This is a genomic window from Vagococcus sp. WN80Y (genome assembly GCF_059621045.1).
The window spans coordinates 19000-37274 of the sequence record NZ_JCAQHY010000168.1 but is presented as its reverse complement, the minus strand read 5'-3'; the positions used below and the strand labels follow the sequence as shown (position 1 = coordinate 37274).

Below are 18275 nucleotides of genomic sequence, written 5' to 3'. Positions count from 1 at the left end.
ATATTAAGAAGGGAGCAACATTATGAGTGAGGTTATTTCACATAAGTGTCCAAACTGTGACGGACCACTTTTGTTTGACCCCAAAACCCAAAAATTCCACTGTGAGTATTGCTTGAGTATTTTTACTGAAGCTGAAGTTGACACCTATGAAAAAAAATTGGCACAACTAAACAACCAAACGGATACCATTCAAGAGGATGTCGGTAAAACTGTGAGTAGCGATTCAGAAAACTCAGATTACGCCTCCGACGAAGACATCCCTATGGATCTTTTTTCCTGTCCTAGTTGTGGGGCTGAAATTGTTACTGAGACAACAACTGCCGCAACCTATTGCTATTACTGTCACAATCCAGTTGTTCTAAGCGGACGAATCAGTGGCAAATTTTTACCACAGTCAGTTCTTCCCTTTGCGATTGAAAAAGAACAAGCTGTCACACAATTTTTAAGCTGGGCACGAAAGAAAAAGTTTATTCCAAAAGACTTTTTCAATAAAAATCAAGTAGAAAAATTAACTGGTATTTATTTCCCTTACTGGGTTGTCGACGCTGAGCTGAGTGGGTCATTCCAAGCTAACGCTAACTCTGTAACTGTATGGCGGACAGGGGATTACGAATACACACAGACTAAAAAATATCGAATTTTCCGTAAAGGCCAGATGTCATTCAAAGAATTGGTCAAAAATGCCTTACAAAAAAACGCGAAGGTTAACATGGTTGAATCTGTACAGCCTTTCCCTATGGAAAAAGCCATCAAATTCAACAGTCACTATTTATCTGGTTTTCAAGCCGAGAAACGTGATCTAGAATTTGAGGCTCTGCAACAAGGAATTTACACTGAACTAAAGCAATATGGGGAAAATTTACTTGAGGATACCGTTTCAGGCTATACAACAGTATATAATCAACAAGTTAACTTAGATTTAAAGACTGAAACCCATCAATACGTTCTTCTCCCTGTCTGGTTACTAACCTATCGTAACGACAAAGGGACAGATGATTCAAAAAAACTGTTCTACTTTGCTATGAATGGCCAGACTGGTAAGGTGAGTGGCAAACTGCCAATCGATAAAACCAAATTAAGTCTATTCGCTTGTGGAGTTGGAATAGCAGTCTTTCTCCTTGTCCTATTAGGAGGTTACTTTATATGAAATCCATAATTAGATTCCTTATAGGAAGTTTGTTGCTTATGATTCTATTAGTCGTAGGTAGTCAATCAGTTCAGGCTCAAAGTACGATTTTTGATCTGGCTAACCTTTTTTCAGATAGCCAAAAATCTGAGATTGAAGAAAAAATAGCAACCTTTAAAAAGAATACAGGTATGGATGGTGCTGTGGTTACAACAAATGATACAGGTGGCAAATCTGCCCAGGCATACGCTGACGATTTCTATGATCAACATAACTTAGGAGTCGGAACAAATCGCAGTGGCTTCTTATTTCTAATTGATATGGACAACCGGACATACTATATTTCAACTATGGGAAAAATGAAAGAACTACTCACCGATGGACGCATTGACAAAATGCTAGATCATGCCGAAGATGACATGGTTGATGGCAATTACCATCTCGCAGCTCTGAGCGTTCTTAAAGATGGAATTAAGTATAGTGATCGCTATCAATACGATGCCGCTTCAGGTGAGTTTAAACGCATTTACAAGCTAACTCCACTAAAAACCTTAATCGCTGTAATCGCAGCAGTAATAGCTGGCATAGCTAGCTATTCATCAGTTTACGGAAGTTACAATTTAAAACGCTCTACCTATAAGTATTCCTACCGAGAAAAAGGAAACCTTAACCTTACTCAAAAAGAGGACCAATTAATCGACACGTTTACAACTACTCGACATATTCCTAAACCAAGCAATAATAGTGGCAGTGGTAATGGTAGTAGTGGTGGCGGTCACGGTGGCGGTGGCCGTAGTTTTTAGTAATAAATAATTAAATAAAGGTAACTAAAATTTATGGAGCTGAATCAATTAATGATTTGGCTCTATTTTTATTTTAATCTAAACATAAAAGTCAAAGGTTAAGGAGGTTTCCTTACTATCATCCTATAACCAAAAAACAGTACTCTCAATCACTTGAGAACACTGTCAACTTACTATAAAATACCTACTTGCTAAAATTAGAATTAATAAATTAAAATAACATAATAGAATATCTCGCCCTCGAAAAAAGGACGAACGTTTGTATGATAATGAATAAAGAATAATGAGTAAGCCTATCGCAAAGATGGCTTTTCAAGACTTAACAAATCTCTATTAGAAGTAACTATATTTCTAATTCAATTCATTGTCATGTTATACTTAAAATAAAAACGGAGGAATCCACAATGCCAATTGCAACATATTTTACATTTGAAGATCAATCAAAAGAAGCGATTACATTTTATGAACAAGTTTTTGAAGCAACCTGTTCTGATTTAGTCACTTATGCTACCTTAGAAATACCTGATTTAGATGAGCATAGTCAAAAGATGGTCATGAATGCTAGTATTGAAGTTGAAGGACACACAATTATGTTTTCTGACACACCAAGTTTTATGAATAAAATTCCTTATGGTAGAAATGTTGGTTTGGTCATAGAACTAACTGATCCGGATAAATTGACAGACTATTTCACACAGCTATCTGTATCTGCAACAAATGTCATGCCTTTACAAAAAACAGAATGGTCAGCCTTGTTTGGTCAGGTAACGGATAAGTTTGGTATTAATTGGTCGTTTAATTTGATTTAGATTTTAAACTAACCATAATTTGCAAAATTGAACACCGCCTAAACGAACTTGGGGCGTAAGTCTTAATGAATAAACCAGATACCAATCAACTTGATTGACATCTGGTTTATTTTTTTGTAAAGAAATAATACATTTTCATATATAAAAATTATCATATTAATTTAGGTTAACATCGTATAATAAATTTCAAAAATAGGATGTTATACACATGAAAAAATTGTAAAGTAGGTTTTATCTTTTAGTCTATTGATTTCAGCATCACTCGGAGCGACTATATTAGCAAAGGCTGAACAGATCTTTACTACAAGTACGTCAGAAGGAAGTAATACATTTTCTGACGAACAAGAGAGCCCAATAGAATCAAGTGGGGAACTCGATGATTATTTTTCCCCATCTGTTATTGAAGATAATTTTCGTTCTTCAGTTGAAAATCCTATTCAAAAAAAAGTTGGCCCTTGAAATTTATTAGCTATCAAAATCACTCCAAACACTAATAATGTTACTGTTAAAATTACGACTATTGGAGTAGATTCATTAGATAGAGTTGAAGTGACAATGAGAGCTAAGAAACAAAAAGTTGGACTGATCGAAAAATTAAATAACAAGTGGAAAAACTCTTATAACTTCTAAAAATTATTGTTTTAAATTATTCCTACTTCTCATTTTTAATCAAAAAAACAGTGCTCTCAATCATTTGAGAACACTGTCAACTTACTATTTAGTAGAGGCACATGGCGGCACCTAATATGTGCTGCTTCCTTCCAGATCTGACACGCTTACCAAGCCCACCATTGCCCTAGCCTTGCGGCAAATACTATTGTACCTTATTTTTTTATTTATAGCTAGCTTTTTCTAAAAAAAAATTAATGAGTTATTTCCCAGCTTCGCGAAGTCTCAAAATGATGAGCTTTTTGCTCTGCTTCTACAACAATTTCTTTTGGAAATGACAAAACATTTAAAAGTTTTAACGCATTTCTCGTCTTAGCTGGTCCTGGGTACAACACATAATCAAATTCAATCCCTTCACCTTCAGTCACACTCTCTTCAAAATGAATGTTATCGCAGCTCTCATCTAACATTTCCGTCAACTCTATATCATGAGTAGCCACAAATGCCAATCCTTTACTATCAGATAACCATTCAACAATAGAAGATGAGGCAGCAATCCGTTCGATGGTATTAGTCCCTCTCAGAATCTCATCCACAAAACAATAGCTAGTTTGCCCCTTTTCTACCTGCTGAATAATTCGTTTAACCGATTTTATTTCTGCAATAAAATAAGAATCGCCTTTAAAAATATCATCCTCTAGAGCCATGGAACTTAAAATGTGACCATGCTTCATTTTCCAAGATTTAGCACAAGCAAATCCAATCGTTTGGCTTAATAAGGCATTAATCGCTACCGCTTTGATATAGGTTGATTTACCAGAAGCATTAGAACCAGTCACTAAAGTCGCACGCTTCCAGTCAACTGGATTAGCAACCGGCTCGCTCAACAGTGGATGATACATCTCTACCCCGCTCACCTGAGTCTCTTGGCTGAACTGGGGCTTGCACCCATACGGCATCAAGCTTCTGAAATTCAAAACCGCAATCGCTGCATCGATATTACCAATCGTTTCCAACAACTCAATTGCAGCTTGCTGATGACTATCTAATTTCTTCAAGACTAAATTATATGAAATAAATGGCAACATAAACGCTATATTAATATATTCAAATAATAGTTCTGCTTCCGAATTGCTCTTAAATCGAAACGCAAAGCCAACATTAGTAATAAGCTTTAGTTCTTTCGACAACCTTTGAAGTTTTTCTTGCAGCGGTTGAGACACTTTGGCTATGTTGCCACTTTGAGAGACGACTCCCACTAAATAGTTCATACTCATCAACTCACGTTCTAGATGCTGCTTCTTTTGCATATAAACAATTACATTTACAACAATAGCTCCAATTGCCACTAGAGCAAACGAGGCCATCTGAGTGATAAGTAGTAGCAACATAGAAAGAACTGGTAACGCACCTAAAAAATAATAGATTAGAGGGTTTCCTAATTCATTCTCTCGAGGGTTATTTAAGTAATGCCAAACAAAATTTTTATCACGCTTTCCAGTTCTTGCCAAACGATATTGCATGTCCGCACGCGCCTGAGAATTCTCAGAAAAATAAGTAATTAATTTTTCAAACTCTTGATTTTCAGTCTCATTTAGACTAAAACCTCGCATCTTCTGATACAGTCGTTCAGCGCCTATGCTCGATTTCGTCGCATTGATTAACTCAAATACTCTCATCATGTCTAAATCGTGCCACGTAATATCGTCAATCAAGCTATCGCTCGGATGCAGCTTACTATAAATTTCCCAAGCTTCCTTTAAACTTTCTTCCTTATCAAAATGTGTAATAGTTGGCACTTTTTGCCAGTCTCTTGCGATTCGTCGTTTTAAAAATAACCGCTCCCGAATTCCCAAAACAATAATTAAAACAATCACAAATATAATCGCGCCACTCATAAATATGGCTTCATTAATCATCTAATTGCTCCTTTTTTTTACGCTTTTTTTCCTCTCTAAGTTCTCTAAAAAAAGTCGTTAATATTGCGCCACAGCGCTCTTCTAGTATCCCGCTCTCTACATATGCCTGATGGTTAAAACGCTGATCTTCTAGAAGATTTAATAGCGTTCCAGCCGCTCCCGCCTTAGGGTCAGCTGCACCATAATAAACCTCTGCTACTCGTGATAAAATCAACGCGCCACCACACATCGGACAAGGTTCTAATGTGACAAATAACTGACAGTCCTCTAAACGCCAATTGCTTAAATTTTGACAAGCCTCTTGAATGGCCGCCATTTCAGCGTGAGTCGTCGCATCTTGACTTGTTTCCCTTAGATTATGACCACGGCCAATAATTTTCCCTTGATGAACAATTACTGCGCCTATGGGAACCTCTTTTAACTTGCGAGCTTTTTCAGCTTCTATTAACGCTTCCTCCATAAATCTTATTTTATCTTCTTGACTCACTGATGACGTTCGTTCCATAATTCCCCTCACTTTAACACTCGTTTACTCTATTATACCAAAAGCCAAGCTTTTTCAGATATTTTTCTTCATTTTATTTAACCTTCACGATTTAAAATAATAACCTCTATACTTTTTTTGCTGTTCCATTATTGATACTGTGTTAAACTAACACTATAAACTAATAAACGAATGGTGATAATATGGATAAAATTCAATTACAAGATATTTATACGTTTGGCGAGATCGTACCTTCACCACTGGACAACGATTTCCATCTAAATATTCCTTTAGATGGCAACTGGTTTGCTTTACCAAAAGCTCAACTAACAGCAACAGAAATTAATTTATTAACGGCCCTCTTTCTTGAAAAAAATGATGTCACAATCAATGACGAGCAACATCCTTGGTACGGCTTCTTATTCGAAGGTAAACCTATCGAAAATGTAGCTGGCTCTTATCGAATTATTCAATTTAACCTGATTAATACAAATCAAAAACAATCGCGCCAAGAGTGGCTCGATGCCTTTTCTAGTATGTTTAACAAAGTAGCGGATGCCTTTTTCTTAACCGAGTCTTATGGGATTATAGTTGAAGAAAAAAGTAAAAGCTCCTACTCCCTTGAAGAATTAGAAGGGATTTTATTGACTCTAGAAAGTGACTTTATATTTAAAACAAAAGCCTTTCTTGGTAGCTTTCTTAATGTAAGTGACGGCTTCCCACGTTTTTTCCAAGAAGAAAAGCAAATTTTTTTAGAAGAACTACCAACTATCAAGAGCAAATCAGCTTTCTCGCTCTCCCAAGTTGCTCTTCATTTCTTCACAAAAAATATGGTGAAAAAAAGTTTAATCATGCAAATATTTAAAAAGAAATTGTCCATTGATGGTGAGATGCAAGACATTATTACAGCTCTTTGGAACAATCAAGGTAATATTAGTTCAACCGCAAAAGAATTATTTATGCACCGAAATACCCTTCAATACCGACTAGAAAAATTTCACGAACAAACCGGCCTCTCTCTTAAAAGTATGGACGATTTAGTCTTAAGTTATTTATTAGTTGCCTAAAACAAAAAAGATGCCACCTCAATCGAGATGGCATCTTTTTAAGCAAATGATTCAACAAAATTAACTAAATGATCTTTAACATCCTCAGTCACTTCGCGAACATTTTTTCCTGTCACACTAATTTTATTTCGGCTGTCCTTTACTTTACTCAGAATACCGACCACTGATTCTATTTCTTCATCTGACAAGTCATCGACAATGTTTAGTAGCTTCTCGCTACCATTTAATTTATCATTGACAAATTTTTTAACTTTGTGACGATTTTGCGTTTCTTTTATGGTTCTAATGACTTTTTCTGAGACAACCACAGCCATTGTTGTACCTACTAACGCGGTAACACTTAACCCAAGTAACACTTTAGTTGATGTTTTCATTTTTTCAGCCCCTTTAATTAGTTTCTAATACAATTATAGCACTATCTGCCAAATTCTCCCACTAATCCCTCCGGTTTCCAAAAATCATCACTAATCTCAATAATTGAAGGAACGTCGCAATTGCAGCCGCTACATAAGTTAAAGCAGCTGCCACTAAAACTTTTCTAGCCATCTGTAATTCTTCATCGTCTAAAAAGTGATTACTCTGTAAAATAGCCAACGCGCGACGAGAGGCATTAAACTCGACTGGTAATGTCACCACTTGAAAAATAAAGGCCACCGAGAAACAAACAATTCCCAACGTAATTAAAAATTTTCCAAAAAACAAGCCAGCAATAATCAATGGCATTGAAATAGTTGACCCAATATTAGCAACTGGTACCAAAGCAGAACGCAATTTTAATGGTAGATAACTTCGACTATCTTGAACTGCATGTCCACATTCGTGAGCCGCTACCCCTATAGCCGCTACAGAGGTCGAATCCGCCACAGTTTCAGACAGACTCAAAATTTTATTTTGAGAATTATAGTTATCCGTTAAATCACCCGATATTTTCTGAACACCCACGCCTTCCACCTCTGCAGCCCGTAGAATCAGCTGGGCAACTTGAGTACCTGTATACCCTTTTTTGTTACTATATTCTGCATATTTTTGAAAAGTGCTATTAACATAACTAGATGCTGCAAGTGATAATAACATTCCAATAATAACTAAAATAAATGTATTGTCCCAATAAAATCCCATTGGCATAAACATCTCATAATCCCCCTTTAATTTTCTTTCTGATACTATTAGTTTATCATGATTTTCCAAATCTTACTTGAAATAAGTGTGAAGGCTTTACGAAAAAAAAGAAACCTTTTCAGGCTTCTTTTCTAAATTTTTTTCACAAATTCAGATTTCAATTTCATTTGTCCGAAACTACCCACACGACATTCAATATTATGATCAGAGTTATCATTCGGGTCAATTAATCGAATATTTTTTACAGTCGTCCCCTGTTTAATTGCCGTTGAACTTCCTTTAACTTTTAAATCTTTTATAACCGTAATGCTATCGCCGTCTTCTAGCTTATTGCCATTTACATCTTTAACAACTAATACGACCTCTTCCGAAATAACTTCATCGGTAGACCATTCATGCCCACACTCCGGGCAAATATATAAATTACGATCTTCATAGGCATAGCTTGACTGACACTCTGGACAATTTGGTATTGACATTATAATTTCTCCTATTCGTTTATCATTTACTATAAACAGGGTATCATATTTGAGAAAAAATGCAAAATCCCTTCGGAAAATGATAAAAATTTAATTAATATATTCTAAAAAAGCCGCCTTTTTTTAAAATGAAATTGAAAAAAAGATTATTATTTTTACTGCTCCTCGCTTTTCCCATCTAGTTCCATCAACAAAATAAAAAAACATCCTAAAAAAAGGTTTTTTGTATAACACTGCTCTCAAAAATCTAGTTATATAACAAATTATTCTAAAATTAAACTATCTCTATCTTCAACTCTCCTTAACTAACAAAAATTTCCAATTATTATCGTTCATTTTACTACCCTTTTCAAAATTATTGATAAACAATATTATCGTTCATTTAAAGATTAATATTAACATTTCCCCTTTAAATAATGTTATACTTAAAAAGTACGTGTTAACAAACTTGCACTTTTTTATAGAGTTCTATACCGCTTCTCCATCAATTTGATGTTATCAATTACACAATAAAAAAAACTATACTTGCTGAATAAAGTGCCATTAAATAACAAACTATTACATTTGTCTAAGGAGGATATTATGAGAGAATTACTCGACTCATCAACAAAAAGACGACTTGAAATTTTAGAGCAACTTAACCGTTCATCAGATTGGATCAGCTCCAACGAACTGGCTAACACTAATAAAGCCTCTTTAAGAACCATCAATAGTGATGTTCATTTCTTGAAAGAGAATTGGTTTCCGCATTTAATTATTGAGACCTCAAAGAAAAATGGCGTTCGTTTAAGTACCCCACCAAGTAGTCACGCCTCTGTTGTTTATAACAATGTAATTGAGAATTCGGAAGCCTTTCAACTATTAGAAAAAATTTTTTTTAATCCAGATATCAACCTTGAAGACTGGGAGGAAGAAATGTTTATCAGCGAATCATCTCTATATAGGATTTCCAATCAGCTAATCAACTCCCTCTCACATTACGATTTAGTGTTACAAAAAAGACCTTGTCGCGTAGCAAATATTAATGAGCTATACGTCCGCTATTTTTATACAACATTCTTTTCAGAGGTTTACGGCATCCATGATTGGCCATTTGCTATTGATCGTCGAAAAACAGTTTTAATGGCTCAAGAAATTTTTGAACAATCCGGCTACCAAGTAGATGAAACGATGCATTTAAATCTGGCCTATATTTTAGCTGTTAGCCTTGAGCGAATTAGTCAAGGCCTCTATACAACCATCTCACATCCTGAACGAATAACAGATGCTCATCGCGAGCCCTTCTATCAAGTTGAGGATAAGATTAACGATATTATTGCCGTACTTGATTTAAAACTTAACAATCAAGTTTTAGACGATTTAATTAATTCAATTTATTTTATTAAAGCATTGATGATCGATCAAATCGACATACACACACTTAAGAAAAAACTGGCTCATTTCTTAGAATTAATAAAAGAGGCACTGGATCTTGAAATTGATGACCACAGTCGCTTGAACATCAAAAATGTCCTAACCTTTACCTATTTAGAACATCTCGTTTACCCATTCGATGACTTTATTTTATTTGATCGTTATGAGTTTAACGGAACTGCCATCCGCAATAATTTTCCAGCATTCACTAAAGTGGTAGAAAAAGGCTTGAAAGATATGGAAGAAGAAATGGACTTTCCTTGGTTAAGTCGGTTTAAAAATAAAGTCATCTATTGGATTATGGTTAAATGGAAAAGATTGCCAACCATTCTCGAAAATAAGAAAGAAAAAGCTAATTTAATGATTTTTAGTGATTTGGGAGAAGAACATGCCAACCTATTAGCTGAGATGATTATCAAAAACTTTGGAACTAAGGTTAAAATAAGTGTCTATAAAGGATCGATCATTTTTTTAGAAGATGAAGATAGAAGTCAATTAGACGGTTATGATTACTATGTTACTACTTTTTTCGAAGAAATTATTCCTGCCGATAAAATTATCGTGGTTGACGCCATTCCCTCTGATCAGGATTGGGCTAAAATTAGGCGCGCTATCAATAAAATAAATAAAATTGACCCTGCAGTATTAAATTATTTAAAAGCAAATACCTAGCCTAAAGAAGGAGATGTTCTCTTGCAACAATTACCAAAAGAACTAGCCCTTATCAATGCGATATTGATTAATATCTCCCTTATTATCAGTACGATATTATCATACTATTTTGTCTCTTTACATGTAGCGACAAAAAAGAACCGCTCAAATTTAACCTTTGTTTCTGGTAATCTATTCACTAGAGGGACGTTCAGCACTAATTTAATTGTTGGCCTCTCTTTAGGAATTATCAGTTTTATTCTATCCATTAATCGCATTACTCTCTTCGGTGAAAGCAATGGCGTAGATATGCGCTACGTTATGATTTTCTTTGCTGTTCTCTATGGATCGGATGTTTTAGGTATTTTGACCTCCATCACTTTAATTGGTTTAAAGTATGTCAGCTATGTCAAAACGATGTCCTCTATCACCTTTACAGAGTATTTTAACAATCTTGTTTTTACAATCCTACTATTGGCTTTATGTATTTATATGCGTCATAAAAAAATTTCTATTTGGCCCGCCCATTTCATTTTTCTGATTGTTTTTATGATTCTTCGATTAGTTCTATTTTCGTTTTATTTTCATCCGTTCTTTCAAACACGTAAACTAACTGAATTTGGCGTTTATTTGGTCCTTTACTCCGTTATTTTCTTACTTGCTACGTTCATTATTAATGCCGCGGTCTCCGTTTCTCAATCCGTTCACGTCTATCGAACTGCGGCTATTTACGATAGCCTAACAGGTGTCTATAATAAAGAATCCTTTCACTTCTTTTTAGACTATGTAGCAAATAAAATTTCCAAAGATCAAGGTGGAAGATTATCACTCTCTGTTATCGATGTAGATAACTTTAAACAAATAAATGATAATTTTGGTCACCCTGTTGGTGATTTAGCCCTGAAATACGTCGCTCACGTATTAAGCCAAGAACAGATAGAATATCGACATTATATTTGTCGAATAGGCGGAGACGAGTTTGCTATCATTCATAATGAATCTCCAGAGGAAGCAGAGGGGTATTTCAAGCAAATTTTTGACATATTAGAACAGTCACCGTTCACTTTTGAAGATGATCCTATTAATATAGAGTTATCCGTCGGCCTCACTCATTTTGATATCAACGGGGCATTTGACATAGAAAGAGCCTTCCAAGAAGCCGACAATGCTTTGTATCAAGCTAAAAATAATGGCAAAAAACAATTAGTTATTACTCATAATTATTCAATGACATAGTCAGAAAAACGCGAGACAACTCTCACGTTCTTCTGGCTCTTTTAGTATCAGTCCTCTACTTTTTGATATTAACGAAAAAATACACTAGACTTACTTACTATTTTTTAGTAAAATAAGACTGGTTCAAAAAATAGAATGTGAGGAAGCCAATGACAAAACTTTTAGCTATTAAAGCACACCCATTAACTCCAAGAGAGTCAAAATCAATGAAAGCTCTTGAACAATTTATTACAGCCTACAAACAAACTAACGGGGAAGACACTGTTGAAGTTCTTGATGTTTTCGAATCAGAAATCCCTGAAATTGATCATACGTTACTATCCGCTTGGGGCCTATTGCGCTCTGGAACAGACTTTGCTGACCTAACTTCAGCACAACAAACTGCCGTTAGTCGATTCAATGAATTGACAGAACAATTCTTAGCAGCAGATAAAATCGTCATCGCAAATGCATTATGGAATCTAAGCGTTCCTACTCGCTTAAAAGCTTGGATTGACACTGTCAATGTAGCTGGTAAAACATTTAAATATACAGAAAGCGGCCCTGTTCCCTTGACTGAAGGTAAAAAAGTATTGCACATCCAATCAAACGGTGGCGAATACAATGGGCAAGACTTTGCTTCACAATATGTTAAAGGAATTATGAACTTTGTTGGTGTTGAAGACTACCATCAATTATTTATTGAAGGTGTCGATCACCATCCCGAACGCGGAGAAGAAATTTTACAAACGGCATTAGATAGTGCTGCTGAACTTGGCACTTCCTTTTAAGCACAAATTAAAACAACGTTTCGTCAATTGACAAAACGTTGTTTTTCTATTTATTCATCTAATTCGTGTGTTTCGACAACAGGCTCCTCTTCGTATAAACCTGATTTATCCCGATACCAGTCAAACACATGTGTCACCACTACTTTAAGCGCCGCATAGCCTGGAATACCGATAATTACCCCAACTACACCAAACAGTTTACCAGCTGTCAATAACACAAAAATAATCGTCACTGGATGAATCTTTAACTGACTGCCTAATACTAAAGGTGAAACAAACCGCCCTTCAATAACTTGCTCAATAAAGAAAACGATAATCACTTTAATTAACATAGAAGGCCCTACAACTAATCCTAAAACTAAGGCCGGTATTGTTGCCAATGCTGATCCCAAATAAGGAATCAAATTCAAGAAGCCTGCCAAAATTCCAAGAGTTATACTATAATCTAAACCAATTAAACTAAAACCAATAACAAACATAATCGCAACTGCAAATGCAACTGTCAGTTGACCACGAATATACTGAGACACTTGATTATTGATATCTACCAAAACATCTGTCGTTGGCTTGCGAGCCTTAGTTGGTAAAAATCGGACAAAGTAAGAGGTCATATCTTTTCCATCTTTTAACAAATAAAACAAGATAAATGGAGTCGTAATCACTGTTACTACCACGTTGGCAATCGTTCCAATAAAGCTTCCGATTCCCTTAAATGTTGTTTTAGATAAATTTTTAACAATATTTCCAATACTGTCAAAAAGACTTTCACTAATTTTTTCCAGCTGATCCACATATTGATCAAACATCGGATGACCTAACCATTTAGTGGTTTGATTCTCAATCGTCTTCCAATAATCAGGCCAATTGTTCAAGAAACTCAATGTTTGTTCTTGAATCTTTGGCACCAAGATGATAAATCCCCAAGCAATCAACGCAATAATCCCAATAAAAATTAAGGTGATGGCCCAGACCCGTTTCACACCCTTTTTTTCCAGCATGTTCACCAATGGATTCAAAAAATAGAAAAGAATGCCGGCAAAAACAATGGGAAACCCAACAATTCCAAAAAATTGCCAAACTGGTGTAAATAAGTATGAAACTTTAGTAAATACTAAAATAATTAATAAGCAAAGTAAAATAACAAGAAGACCTGTCACAACTTGATTATTTAGAAACCATTTCCAAAACCACGATGCCTTACTTTGCTCTGTTTCTTTTTTGTTCATAGCGACCTCCTAATAACTAATGATAAGTAATGATTGTTCCTTCAGTAAGATGAGGCATATCAAAAGGCGTCACATAAATGGCATTAACTAAACTATCCTCAGCTGGTGCGTCTTTAAAAACAACCGTTACATGCCCAATTGAATTAAGATGGTTAATAGCAAGATGTCCAACATGAGTAATGGTATAGTCTTGTTTGTCAAAGGAGATTTTTCCTCCCTCTTTCAATTCGATTGGTTGTGCCGCTGTTTTGAGATCTTGAATAATCGAAACTCGCTTCAACTCCTCAGTAGCATCTTTTCCGAATAAAATTAACATTTTGTCTTTAGCATCGATTGCTTGAGAACCGATATGCTTAACTATTCCTTGTGTCATGTGTCTGCTCCTAATCTATTTTTTCTATGGGAAGGTCTTTTATAACAATTAAACCACTTCAAAAAGAACATCTCTCCTCTTTTATTGTACCACAAACCACTCAGAGGTATGTGATTGAAACTACACAGTTAAGTGAATCTTTGTTTTTCTGTAAAAAACAACAACTTTTTTCACTCCTTTCTTTTCAGATAAGACCGATTCTATGCTATACTTTGGTTATAATGATTGAAAGGATGGCGGTTATGTTAGAAAAAATTATTTTAGGAACTTATACAAAAAGAGAAAGTAAAGGAATCTATCAGATTTCTCTTGATACCGAAAAGAAAGAACTTGTTGATTTTAGTCCACTAATTACGGAAACTAATCCTACTTATGTTGGTATTGCCAATGATAATCATTTATATTCAATGACTATTGTTGATGGAAATGGTGGAATGGCTGCTTATCGACCTGAGGCAGACGGCCGCTACACATTACTAAATGCTGTAACTGAAGAAGGTGCGCCTCCGTGTTATGTTGGAATTGATAATGATAAACGCTTAGTTTTTGGTGCAAATTACCATAAGGGCCAAGTGTTATCCTATAAAGTTCAGGAAGATGGAACCATTCAATTAGTTGATAAAATTCAACATGAAGGAAGTGGTCCACACGAAAACCAAAAAAGCCCTCATGCCCATTACACTGATTTGACGCCAGACAAACGTCTTGTTGCCTGCGACCTAGGAAATGATGGGGTGTATACCTACGATATTGCTGAAGACGGAAAACTAACTGAAGTTGCTGTCTATCATGCTGCACCAGGTACTGGTCCTCGTCATTTAGTCTTTCATCCAAATGGGACAACAACTTATCTTTTTGGTGAATTAGCCAATACCATTGTTACCTTGAGTTACGATGCTACTACTGGTAAATTCGAGACACTTGATACTGTGTCTACCTTGCCTGCTGACTTCACCGACTTCAGTGGTGGTGCCGCTATTCGCATCTCGCAAGATGGAAAATTTGTTTACGCATCAAATCGCGGCCATAATTCAATCGCCGTTTTCAAAACAATCTCTGATGGGAAAGCCTTAGAGCTTGTGCAGTTAATTTCTTCAGAGGGAGACTTCCCTCGGGATTTCGCTTTAAATAGCACGGATGACTTTGTTGTGGTTGCTCATCAAGAATCAGATAATTTAACTTTATTCTCTCGCGATGCAGACTCAGGTAAACTATCATTGATTCAAAAAGATGTATATGCGCCAGAATGTGTGTGTACTTATTTCGTCAAATAAGCAAAAAAGTAGCGCCCCACTTTATTTAGTTGGGGGCTACTTTTTTATTATCCCCCGTCTTTCTATTTTGATATTAGCCTACAACAAAAAACAACGAGGATGGAGCTGTGACAAAAGTCGTTTATCGCACAATATACGTGAAATAAAATTGGGGCGTGACTTATGTCACAGCCCCGCCCTCGTTGTACAAATATTAGTGTAAAATTTTTCCTTCATGCAACTGATTATTCAGCTTCTTGAAGAAAGGTCTTAATTTAGGATAAATCCATACTCCTAAGACAAAGAATCCAATCGTGATCAAAACCAAAATGATAATAGCCTTCCACGCATTTGGCCAGTATATTCCTCCCACAGGTTCACGTAACAAATTAACTGCATGGGTAAATGGTAATAACGGGTTAATAAATTGGAAGAATTTCCCAGACATTTGAATAGGGTAATTCCCACCACCTCCAGAGATGGACAACACGAGAATAATAATCGCTGCTCCTTTACCCAAATTACCGAAAATCGCCACCAATACGTAAACCATCATCATAAAGGTAAAGCCTACTAAGAGAGCAAATAAGATACTTAATAACGGGCTCACAGCGTAAGTGCCTAATAGCCAATGATTTCCTAAACTAACAATCAACGCTTGGAAAAAGCCTACAATTAGATACGTGCCCATTCTAGCTAAGAATTGTTGACGTTTGGAGTATTTCTTTTTCTGCTCATCAGACAACTGAAATTCAGTTGAGGCAATACTAGAAAATAATACGGCTCCTACCCATAAACAAAGTGCTGTATAAAAAGGCGTACTAGCAGATCCGTTATTAGGGACTGGATAAACATCTTTTTGATCGACTACCACTGGGTTAGAAATGAAGTCACTTTCTGCGTTTGCATCAGATTTTAATAACCTAACAATTTCCTTTAGATCCACATCTTTTTGACCCTTGCGAATTAGCCCAGCCGCCTTATGAACGCCTGTACGAATATTTGGCCAATCTTCTTGAATCATTGTGGTAGCCATTTGTAAGGCTTCCTCAACTTGTGGCATTTTTTGATTAACCATATTTAACGTTTTAGTCAAATCATCCTCAATTTTTGGTAAGTCATTTTCTACAAAAGTGGCTGCCTTACTTAGTTTCGTTTCCAATTGTGGCAAGTCATTTTGGTACAAGTCGGCCGCTTTATTAATTCCGCTGACTATAGTCGTCATATTGCCATTTAAAATTTCATTGGCTGAATGAATTTCTTCTTTAACAGCTGGAAGCTCAGCTTGGTATTTTTCTAAAAAACCAATCGCTTGTGTCACTGTTTTAGTTGTATTAGTTAAAAGAGTATCCAATTGACTAATTAGTTGTTCATCCACAACTTTACTTGTAATCGTTTGAGCAGAGCTCAGTAATTCTTGCAATTGTGTTAAAAGAGGCGCTACTTTTTCCTTAATTGCCTCAGGTGTAATCACACTCAAAGCCTCTGAAATAGCCCCAGCTTCTTGACTAATTGCGGTTAAATGCTGTTGCAACTCCTCAGAAGACCAACTATCAATATTAGTAATCACATAATCAATATCAGCCTGAAGCGCTGGAATTTTCCCCTGTGCCCCAAGTAGCGTGTCAATAATCGGCTGTAAATTAGTGCTACCAGTCAATTCTTGAATTTGTTGCAACATCCCCACTGTAGAATCAATCATTTGGCTGAGAGACGTCAAATTATTAGTCAAATTACCAAGAGCCTCTTTGATCTCTGCTTTACTCTCTGGTGTTAATTCATGGTCTTTCAGTAATTCAGCCAGCTTTTGCGAACTTACTTCCACATCGCGTGCTATAGCTGAAATAATTTGAAAGCCTGTACCAACACCATCAGCAATTTGAGGCAGAGCTTTCTCGACTTCACCAATACTAGCAGAAACCTCTGGAATCATTTTATTTGCTGTTTCAGCTAATTTTTGGACATCAGGCAAGACAGTTTGAGCATTCTCAACAATCTCAACTCCCTTTTTAGCCTCACTAATTGCATCATTCATAATTCCCACAAGATCATCAAAATCATCGTCAATCGTTTTGATTTGACGGCCTGCATTTTCAATTTCAGGTATTTTATCCTGTAAAGTCAAAATCAGCTTACCTGATTCCTTAATTTGTGGCATCATCTTGTTGACCTCAATCAACTTGTCACCCATTTTATTGACTTCTGGCAGATACTTTATAAATTCATTCGCCTTATCTAGCTTTTCTTTATAATCAGGCATCTTTTTATTGAGCTCTACCACTTCTTTAGTATAGCCATCAATTTTATCTAAATTATCATCTAAAAGTATGATTTTACTTGTAATTTTATTGATACTTGCCATATTAGAATCCAAATCATAGCCTAAAGTATTAAACGTTTTGAGTAAGGTGTCACTAACGGTGCCAATAAATTCTTTACTAATCGTATCTTTTATTGCACCCGCTCCTTTATCCGTTATTTTAGGAGCAATAGCATTAATTTTTTGGTTAACACTGTACTTTATTTCTGGTTTCTTTATGTCTCCATCAATAAAGCTTACCAAGTTTTTCGAAAAGTTTTCAGGTAAATAAATTCCCCCGTAGTACTTACCACTCCGAACGCCTTTATCAAGTTCCGCCTTAGAATCAACAAAGCGCCAACCAACAGTTTTATTTTTTTTGAGATTAGTAATAATTTGATCCCCGATATTAACTTCTTTATCCAAGACCGTAACAGTTTTATCCTCTGAATAGACTGCTATTGAAATGTCTTTTGTATTGGAATATGGGTCCCAAAGTGCCGCAATATTAAACCATGCATAGAGTGATGGAATAATCATCAACGCAATAATCAACAAAAATGTCAATTTATTATGAAAGATCCGTTGCCAATCTAATTTAAATAATTCCGCAGTCTGTCTCAGACTCTTTTTCATTTC

The 18275-nt window shown here is 35.7% G+C and carries 16 protein-coding genes and 1 other RNA gene; 8 read left to right on the top strand and 9 right to left on the bottom strand.

Features of this window, described 5'->3' with window-relative positions:
• The first annotated feature begins 22 nt into the window (after positions 1–22).
• The 3 genes from AC5KOD_RS16885 to AC5KOD_RS16875 all read left to right on the top strand — a co-directional run bounded on the left by AC5KOD_RS16885 (position 23) and on the right by AC5KOD_RS16875 (position 2738).
• Positions 23–1147 carry a TFIIB-type zinc ribbon-containing protein gene (locus AC5KOD_RS16885; RefSeq protein WP_496915751.1) on the top strand — a complete coding sequence of 375 codons (1125 nt, stop codon included), beginning with the start codon at positions 23–25 and terminating at the stop codon, positions 1145–1147.
• Positions 1148–1185: 38 nt separating this feature from the next.
• A complete protein-coding gene (locus AC5KOD_RS16880; protein WP_496915750.1) occupies positions 1186–1929 on the top strand; it encodes a TPM domain-containing protein in 744 nt (247 codons plus the stop codon).
• A 404-nt stretch (positions 1930–2333) separates the two neighbouring features.
• On the top strand, positions 2334–2738 hold the full coding sequence (locus AC5KOD_RS16875) for a VOC family protein (protein WP_496915749.1): 405 nt from the start codon (positions 2334–2336) through the stop codon (positions 2736–2738).
• Positions 2739–3453: 715 nt separating this feature from the next.
• On the opposite strand, the gene ffs is transcribed toward AC5KOD_RS16875, so the two are convergent.
• The 3 genes from ffs to tadA all read right to left on the bottom strand — a co-directional run bounded on the left by ffs (position 3454) and on the right by tadA (position 5771).
• Positions 3454–3541: signal recognition particle sRNA small type (gene ffs, locus AC5KOD_RS16870), an RNA gene on the bottom strand.
• Between the two features lie 60 nt (positions 3542–3601).
• The gene (locus AC5KOD_RS16865) at positions 3602–5263 is read right to left on the bottom strand and encodes a MutS-related protein (protein WP_496915810.1); all 1662 of its coding nucleotides are present in this window, start codon (positions 5261–5263) and stop codon (positions 3602–3604) included.
• Positions 5259–5771 (bottom strand): tRNA adenosine(34) deaminase TadA, encoded by a 513-nt coding sequence (gene tadA, locus AC5KOD_RS16860; RefSeq protein WP_496915748.1) that lies wholly within the window; start codon positions 5769–5771, stop codon positions 5259–5261. The genes AC5KOD_RS16865 and tadA overlap by 5 nt, the downstream gene beginning before the upstream one ends.
• A gap of 182 nt (positions 5772–5953) precedes the next feature.
• Between tadA and AC5KOD_RS16855 the strand changes: the two genes are divergently transcribed.
• Entirely contained in the window at positions 5954–6817 is an 864-nt protein-coding gene (locus AC5KOD_RS16855) for a helix-turn-helix domain-containing protein (protein ID WP_496915747.1), read from the top strand.
• Between the two features lie 38 nt (positions 6818–6855).
• Here AC5KOD_RS16855 and AC5KOD_RS16850 read toward each other — a convergent pair whose 3' ends face one another.
• The 3 genes from AC5KOD_RS16850 to AC5KOD_RS16840 all read right to left on the bottom strand — a co-directional run bounded on the left by AC5KOD_RS16850 (position 6856) and on the right by AC5KOD_RS16840 (position 8415).
• On the bottom strand, positions 6856–7191 hold the full coding sequence (locus AC5KOD_RS16850; protein WP_496915746.1) for a hypothetical protein: 336 nt from the start codon (positions 7189–7191) through the stop codon (positions 6856–6858).
• 61 nt (positions 7192–7252) lie between these two features.
• Positions 7253–7948, bottom strand: coding sequence for a zinc metallopeptidase (locus AC5KOD_RS16845; RefSeq protein ID WP_496915745.1), 696 nt, complete (start codon positions 7946–7948; stop codon positions 7253–7255).
• A gap of 119 nt (positions 7949–8067) precedes the next feature.
• Positions 8068–8415 carry a zinc ribbon domain-containing protein YjdM gene (locus AC5KOD_RS16840; RefSeq protein WP_496915744.1) on the bottom strand — a complete coding sequence of 116 codons (348 nt, stop codon included), beginning with the start codon at positions 8413–8415 and terminating at the stop codon, positions 8068–8070.
• A gap of 582 nt (positions 8416–8997) precedes the next feature.
• Here AC5KOD_RS16840 and AC5KOD_RS16835 point away from each other — a divergent pair.
• The 3 genes from AC5KOD_RS16835 (at position 8998) to AC5KOD_RS16825 (ending at position 12485) form a co-directional block, all read left to right on the top strand.
• Positions 8998–10500 carry an AcpB/EbpR/MafR family transcriptional regulator gene (locus AC5KOD_RS16835; protein WP_496915743.1) on the top strand — a complete coding sequence of 501 codons (1503 nt, stop codon included), beginning with the start codon at positions 8998–9000 and terminating at the stop codon, positions 10498–10500.
• 21 nt (positions 10501–10521) lie between these two features.
• Positions 10522–11715: a GGDEF domain-containing protein gene (locus AC5KOD_RS16830; protein ID WP_496915742.1), complete on the top strand. Its 1194-nt coding sequence runs from the start codon at positions 10522–10524 to the stop codon at positions 11713–11715.
• A gap of 149 nt (positions 11716–11864) precedes the next feature.
• Positions 11865–12485: an FMN-dependent NADH-azoreductase gene (locus tag AC5KOD_RS16825; protein WP_496915741.1), complete on the top strand. Its 621-nt coding sequence runs from the start codon at positions 11865–11867 to the stop codon at positions 12483–12485.
• Positions 12486–12535: 50 nt separating this feature from the next.
• Here the strand turns inward: AC5KOD_RS16825 and AC5KOD_RS16820 are convergent, their stop codons facing one another.
• Entirely contained in the window at positions 12536–13711 is a 1176-nt protein-coding gene (locus AC5KOD_RS16820; RefSeq protein WP_496915740.1) for an AI-2E family transporter, read from the bottom strand.
• 16 nt (positions 13712–13727) lie between these two features.
• On the bottom strand, positions 13728–14084 hold the full coding sequence (locus AC5KOD_RS16815) for a PTS glucitol/sorbitol transporter subunit IIA (RefSeq protein WP_496915739.1): 357 nt from the start codon (positions 14082–14084) through the stop codon (positions 13728–13730).
• Positions 14085–14326: 242 nt separating this feature from the next.
• Between AC5KOD_RS16815 and AC5KOD_RS16810 the strand changes: the two genes are divergently transcribed.
• Complete coding sequence (locus AC5KOD_RS16810) at positions 14327–15358, top strand: lactonase family protein (RefSeq protein WP_496915738.1); 1032 nt, start codon at positions 14327–14329, stop codon at positions 15356–15358.
• Between the two features lie 193 nt (positions 15359–15551).
• Here AC5KOD_RS16810 and AC5KOD_RS16805 read toward each other — a convergent pair whose 3' ends face one another.
• Positions 15552–18272, bottom strand: a complete 2721-nt coding sequence (locus tag AC5KOD_RS16805) for a YhgE/Pip domain-containing protein (RefSeq protein WP_496915737.1) — start codon at positions 18270–18272, stop codon at positions 15552–15554.
• Positions 18273–18275 lie beyond the last annotated feature (3 nt).

Excerpts from the sequence above, each read along its gene's own strand:
- AC5KOD_RS16885 (WP_496915751.1), top strand. The coding sequence starts at position 23 with ATGAGTGAGGTTATTTCACATAAGTGTCCAAACTGTGACGGACCACTT.
- AC5KOD_RS16880 (WP_496915750.1), top strand. The coding sequence starts at position 1,186 with ATGATTCTATTAGTCGTAGGTAGTCAATCAGTTCAGGCTCAAAGTACG.
- AC5KOD_RS16875 (WP_496915749.1), top strand. The coding sequence starts at position 2,334 with ATGCCAATTGCAACATATTTTACATTTGAAGATCAATCAAAAGAAGCG.
- tadA (WP_496915748.1), bottom strand. The coding sequence starts at position 5,771 with ATGGAACGAACGTCATCAGTGAGTCAAGAAGATAAAATAAGATTTATG.
- AC5KOD_RS16855 (WP_496915747.1), top strand. The coding sequence starts at position 5,954 with ATGGATAAAATTCAATTACAAGATATTTATACGTTTGGCGAGATCGTA.
- AC5KOD_RS16850 (WP_496915746.1), bottom strand. The coding sequence starts at position 7,191 with ATGAAAACATCAACTAAAGTGTTACTTGGGTTAAGTGTTACCGCGTTA.
- AC5KOD_RS16845 (WP_496915745.1), bottom strand. The coding sequence starts at position 7,948 with ATGTTTATGCCAATGGGATTTTATTGGGACAATACATTTATTTTAGTT.
- AC5KOD_RS16840 (WP_496915744.1), bottom strand. The coding sequence starts at position 8,415 with ATGTCAATACCAAATTGTCCAGAGTGTCAGTCAAGCTATGCCTATGAA.
- AC5KOD_RS16835 (WP_496915743.1), top strand. The coding sequence starts at position 8,998 with ATGAGAGAATTACTCGACTCATCAACAAAAAGACGACTTGAAATTTTA.
- AC5KOD_RS16825 (WP_496915741.1), top strand. The coding sequence starts at position 11,865 with ATGACAAAACTTTTAGCTATTAAAGCACACCCATTAACTCCAAGAGAG.
- AC5KOD_RS16820 (WP_496915740.1), bottom strand. The coding sequence starts at position 13,711 with ATGAACAAAAAAGAAACAGAGCAAAGTAAGGCATCGTGGTTTTGGAAA.
- AC5KOD_RS16815 (WP_496915739.1), bottom strand. The coding sequence starts at position 14,084 with ATGACACAAGGAATAGTTAAGCATATCGGTTCTCAAGCAATCGATGCT.
- AC5KOD_RS16810 (WP_496915738.1), top strand. The coding sequence starts at position 14,327 with ATGTTAGAAAAAATTATTTTAGGAACTTATACAAAAAGAGAAAGTAAA.
- AC5KOD_RS16805 (WP_496915737.1), bottom strand. The coding sequence starts at position 18,272 with ATGAAAAAGAGTCTGAGACAGACTGCGGAATTATTTAAATTAGATTGG.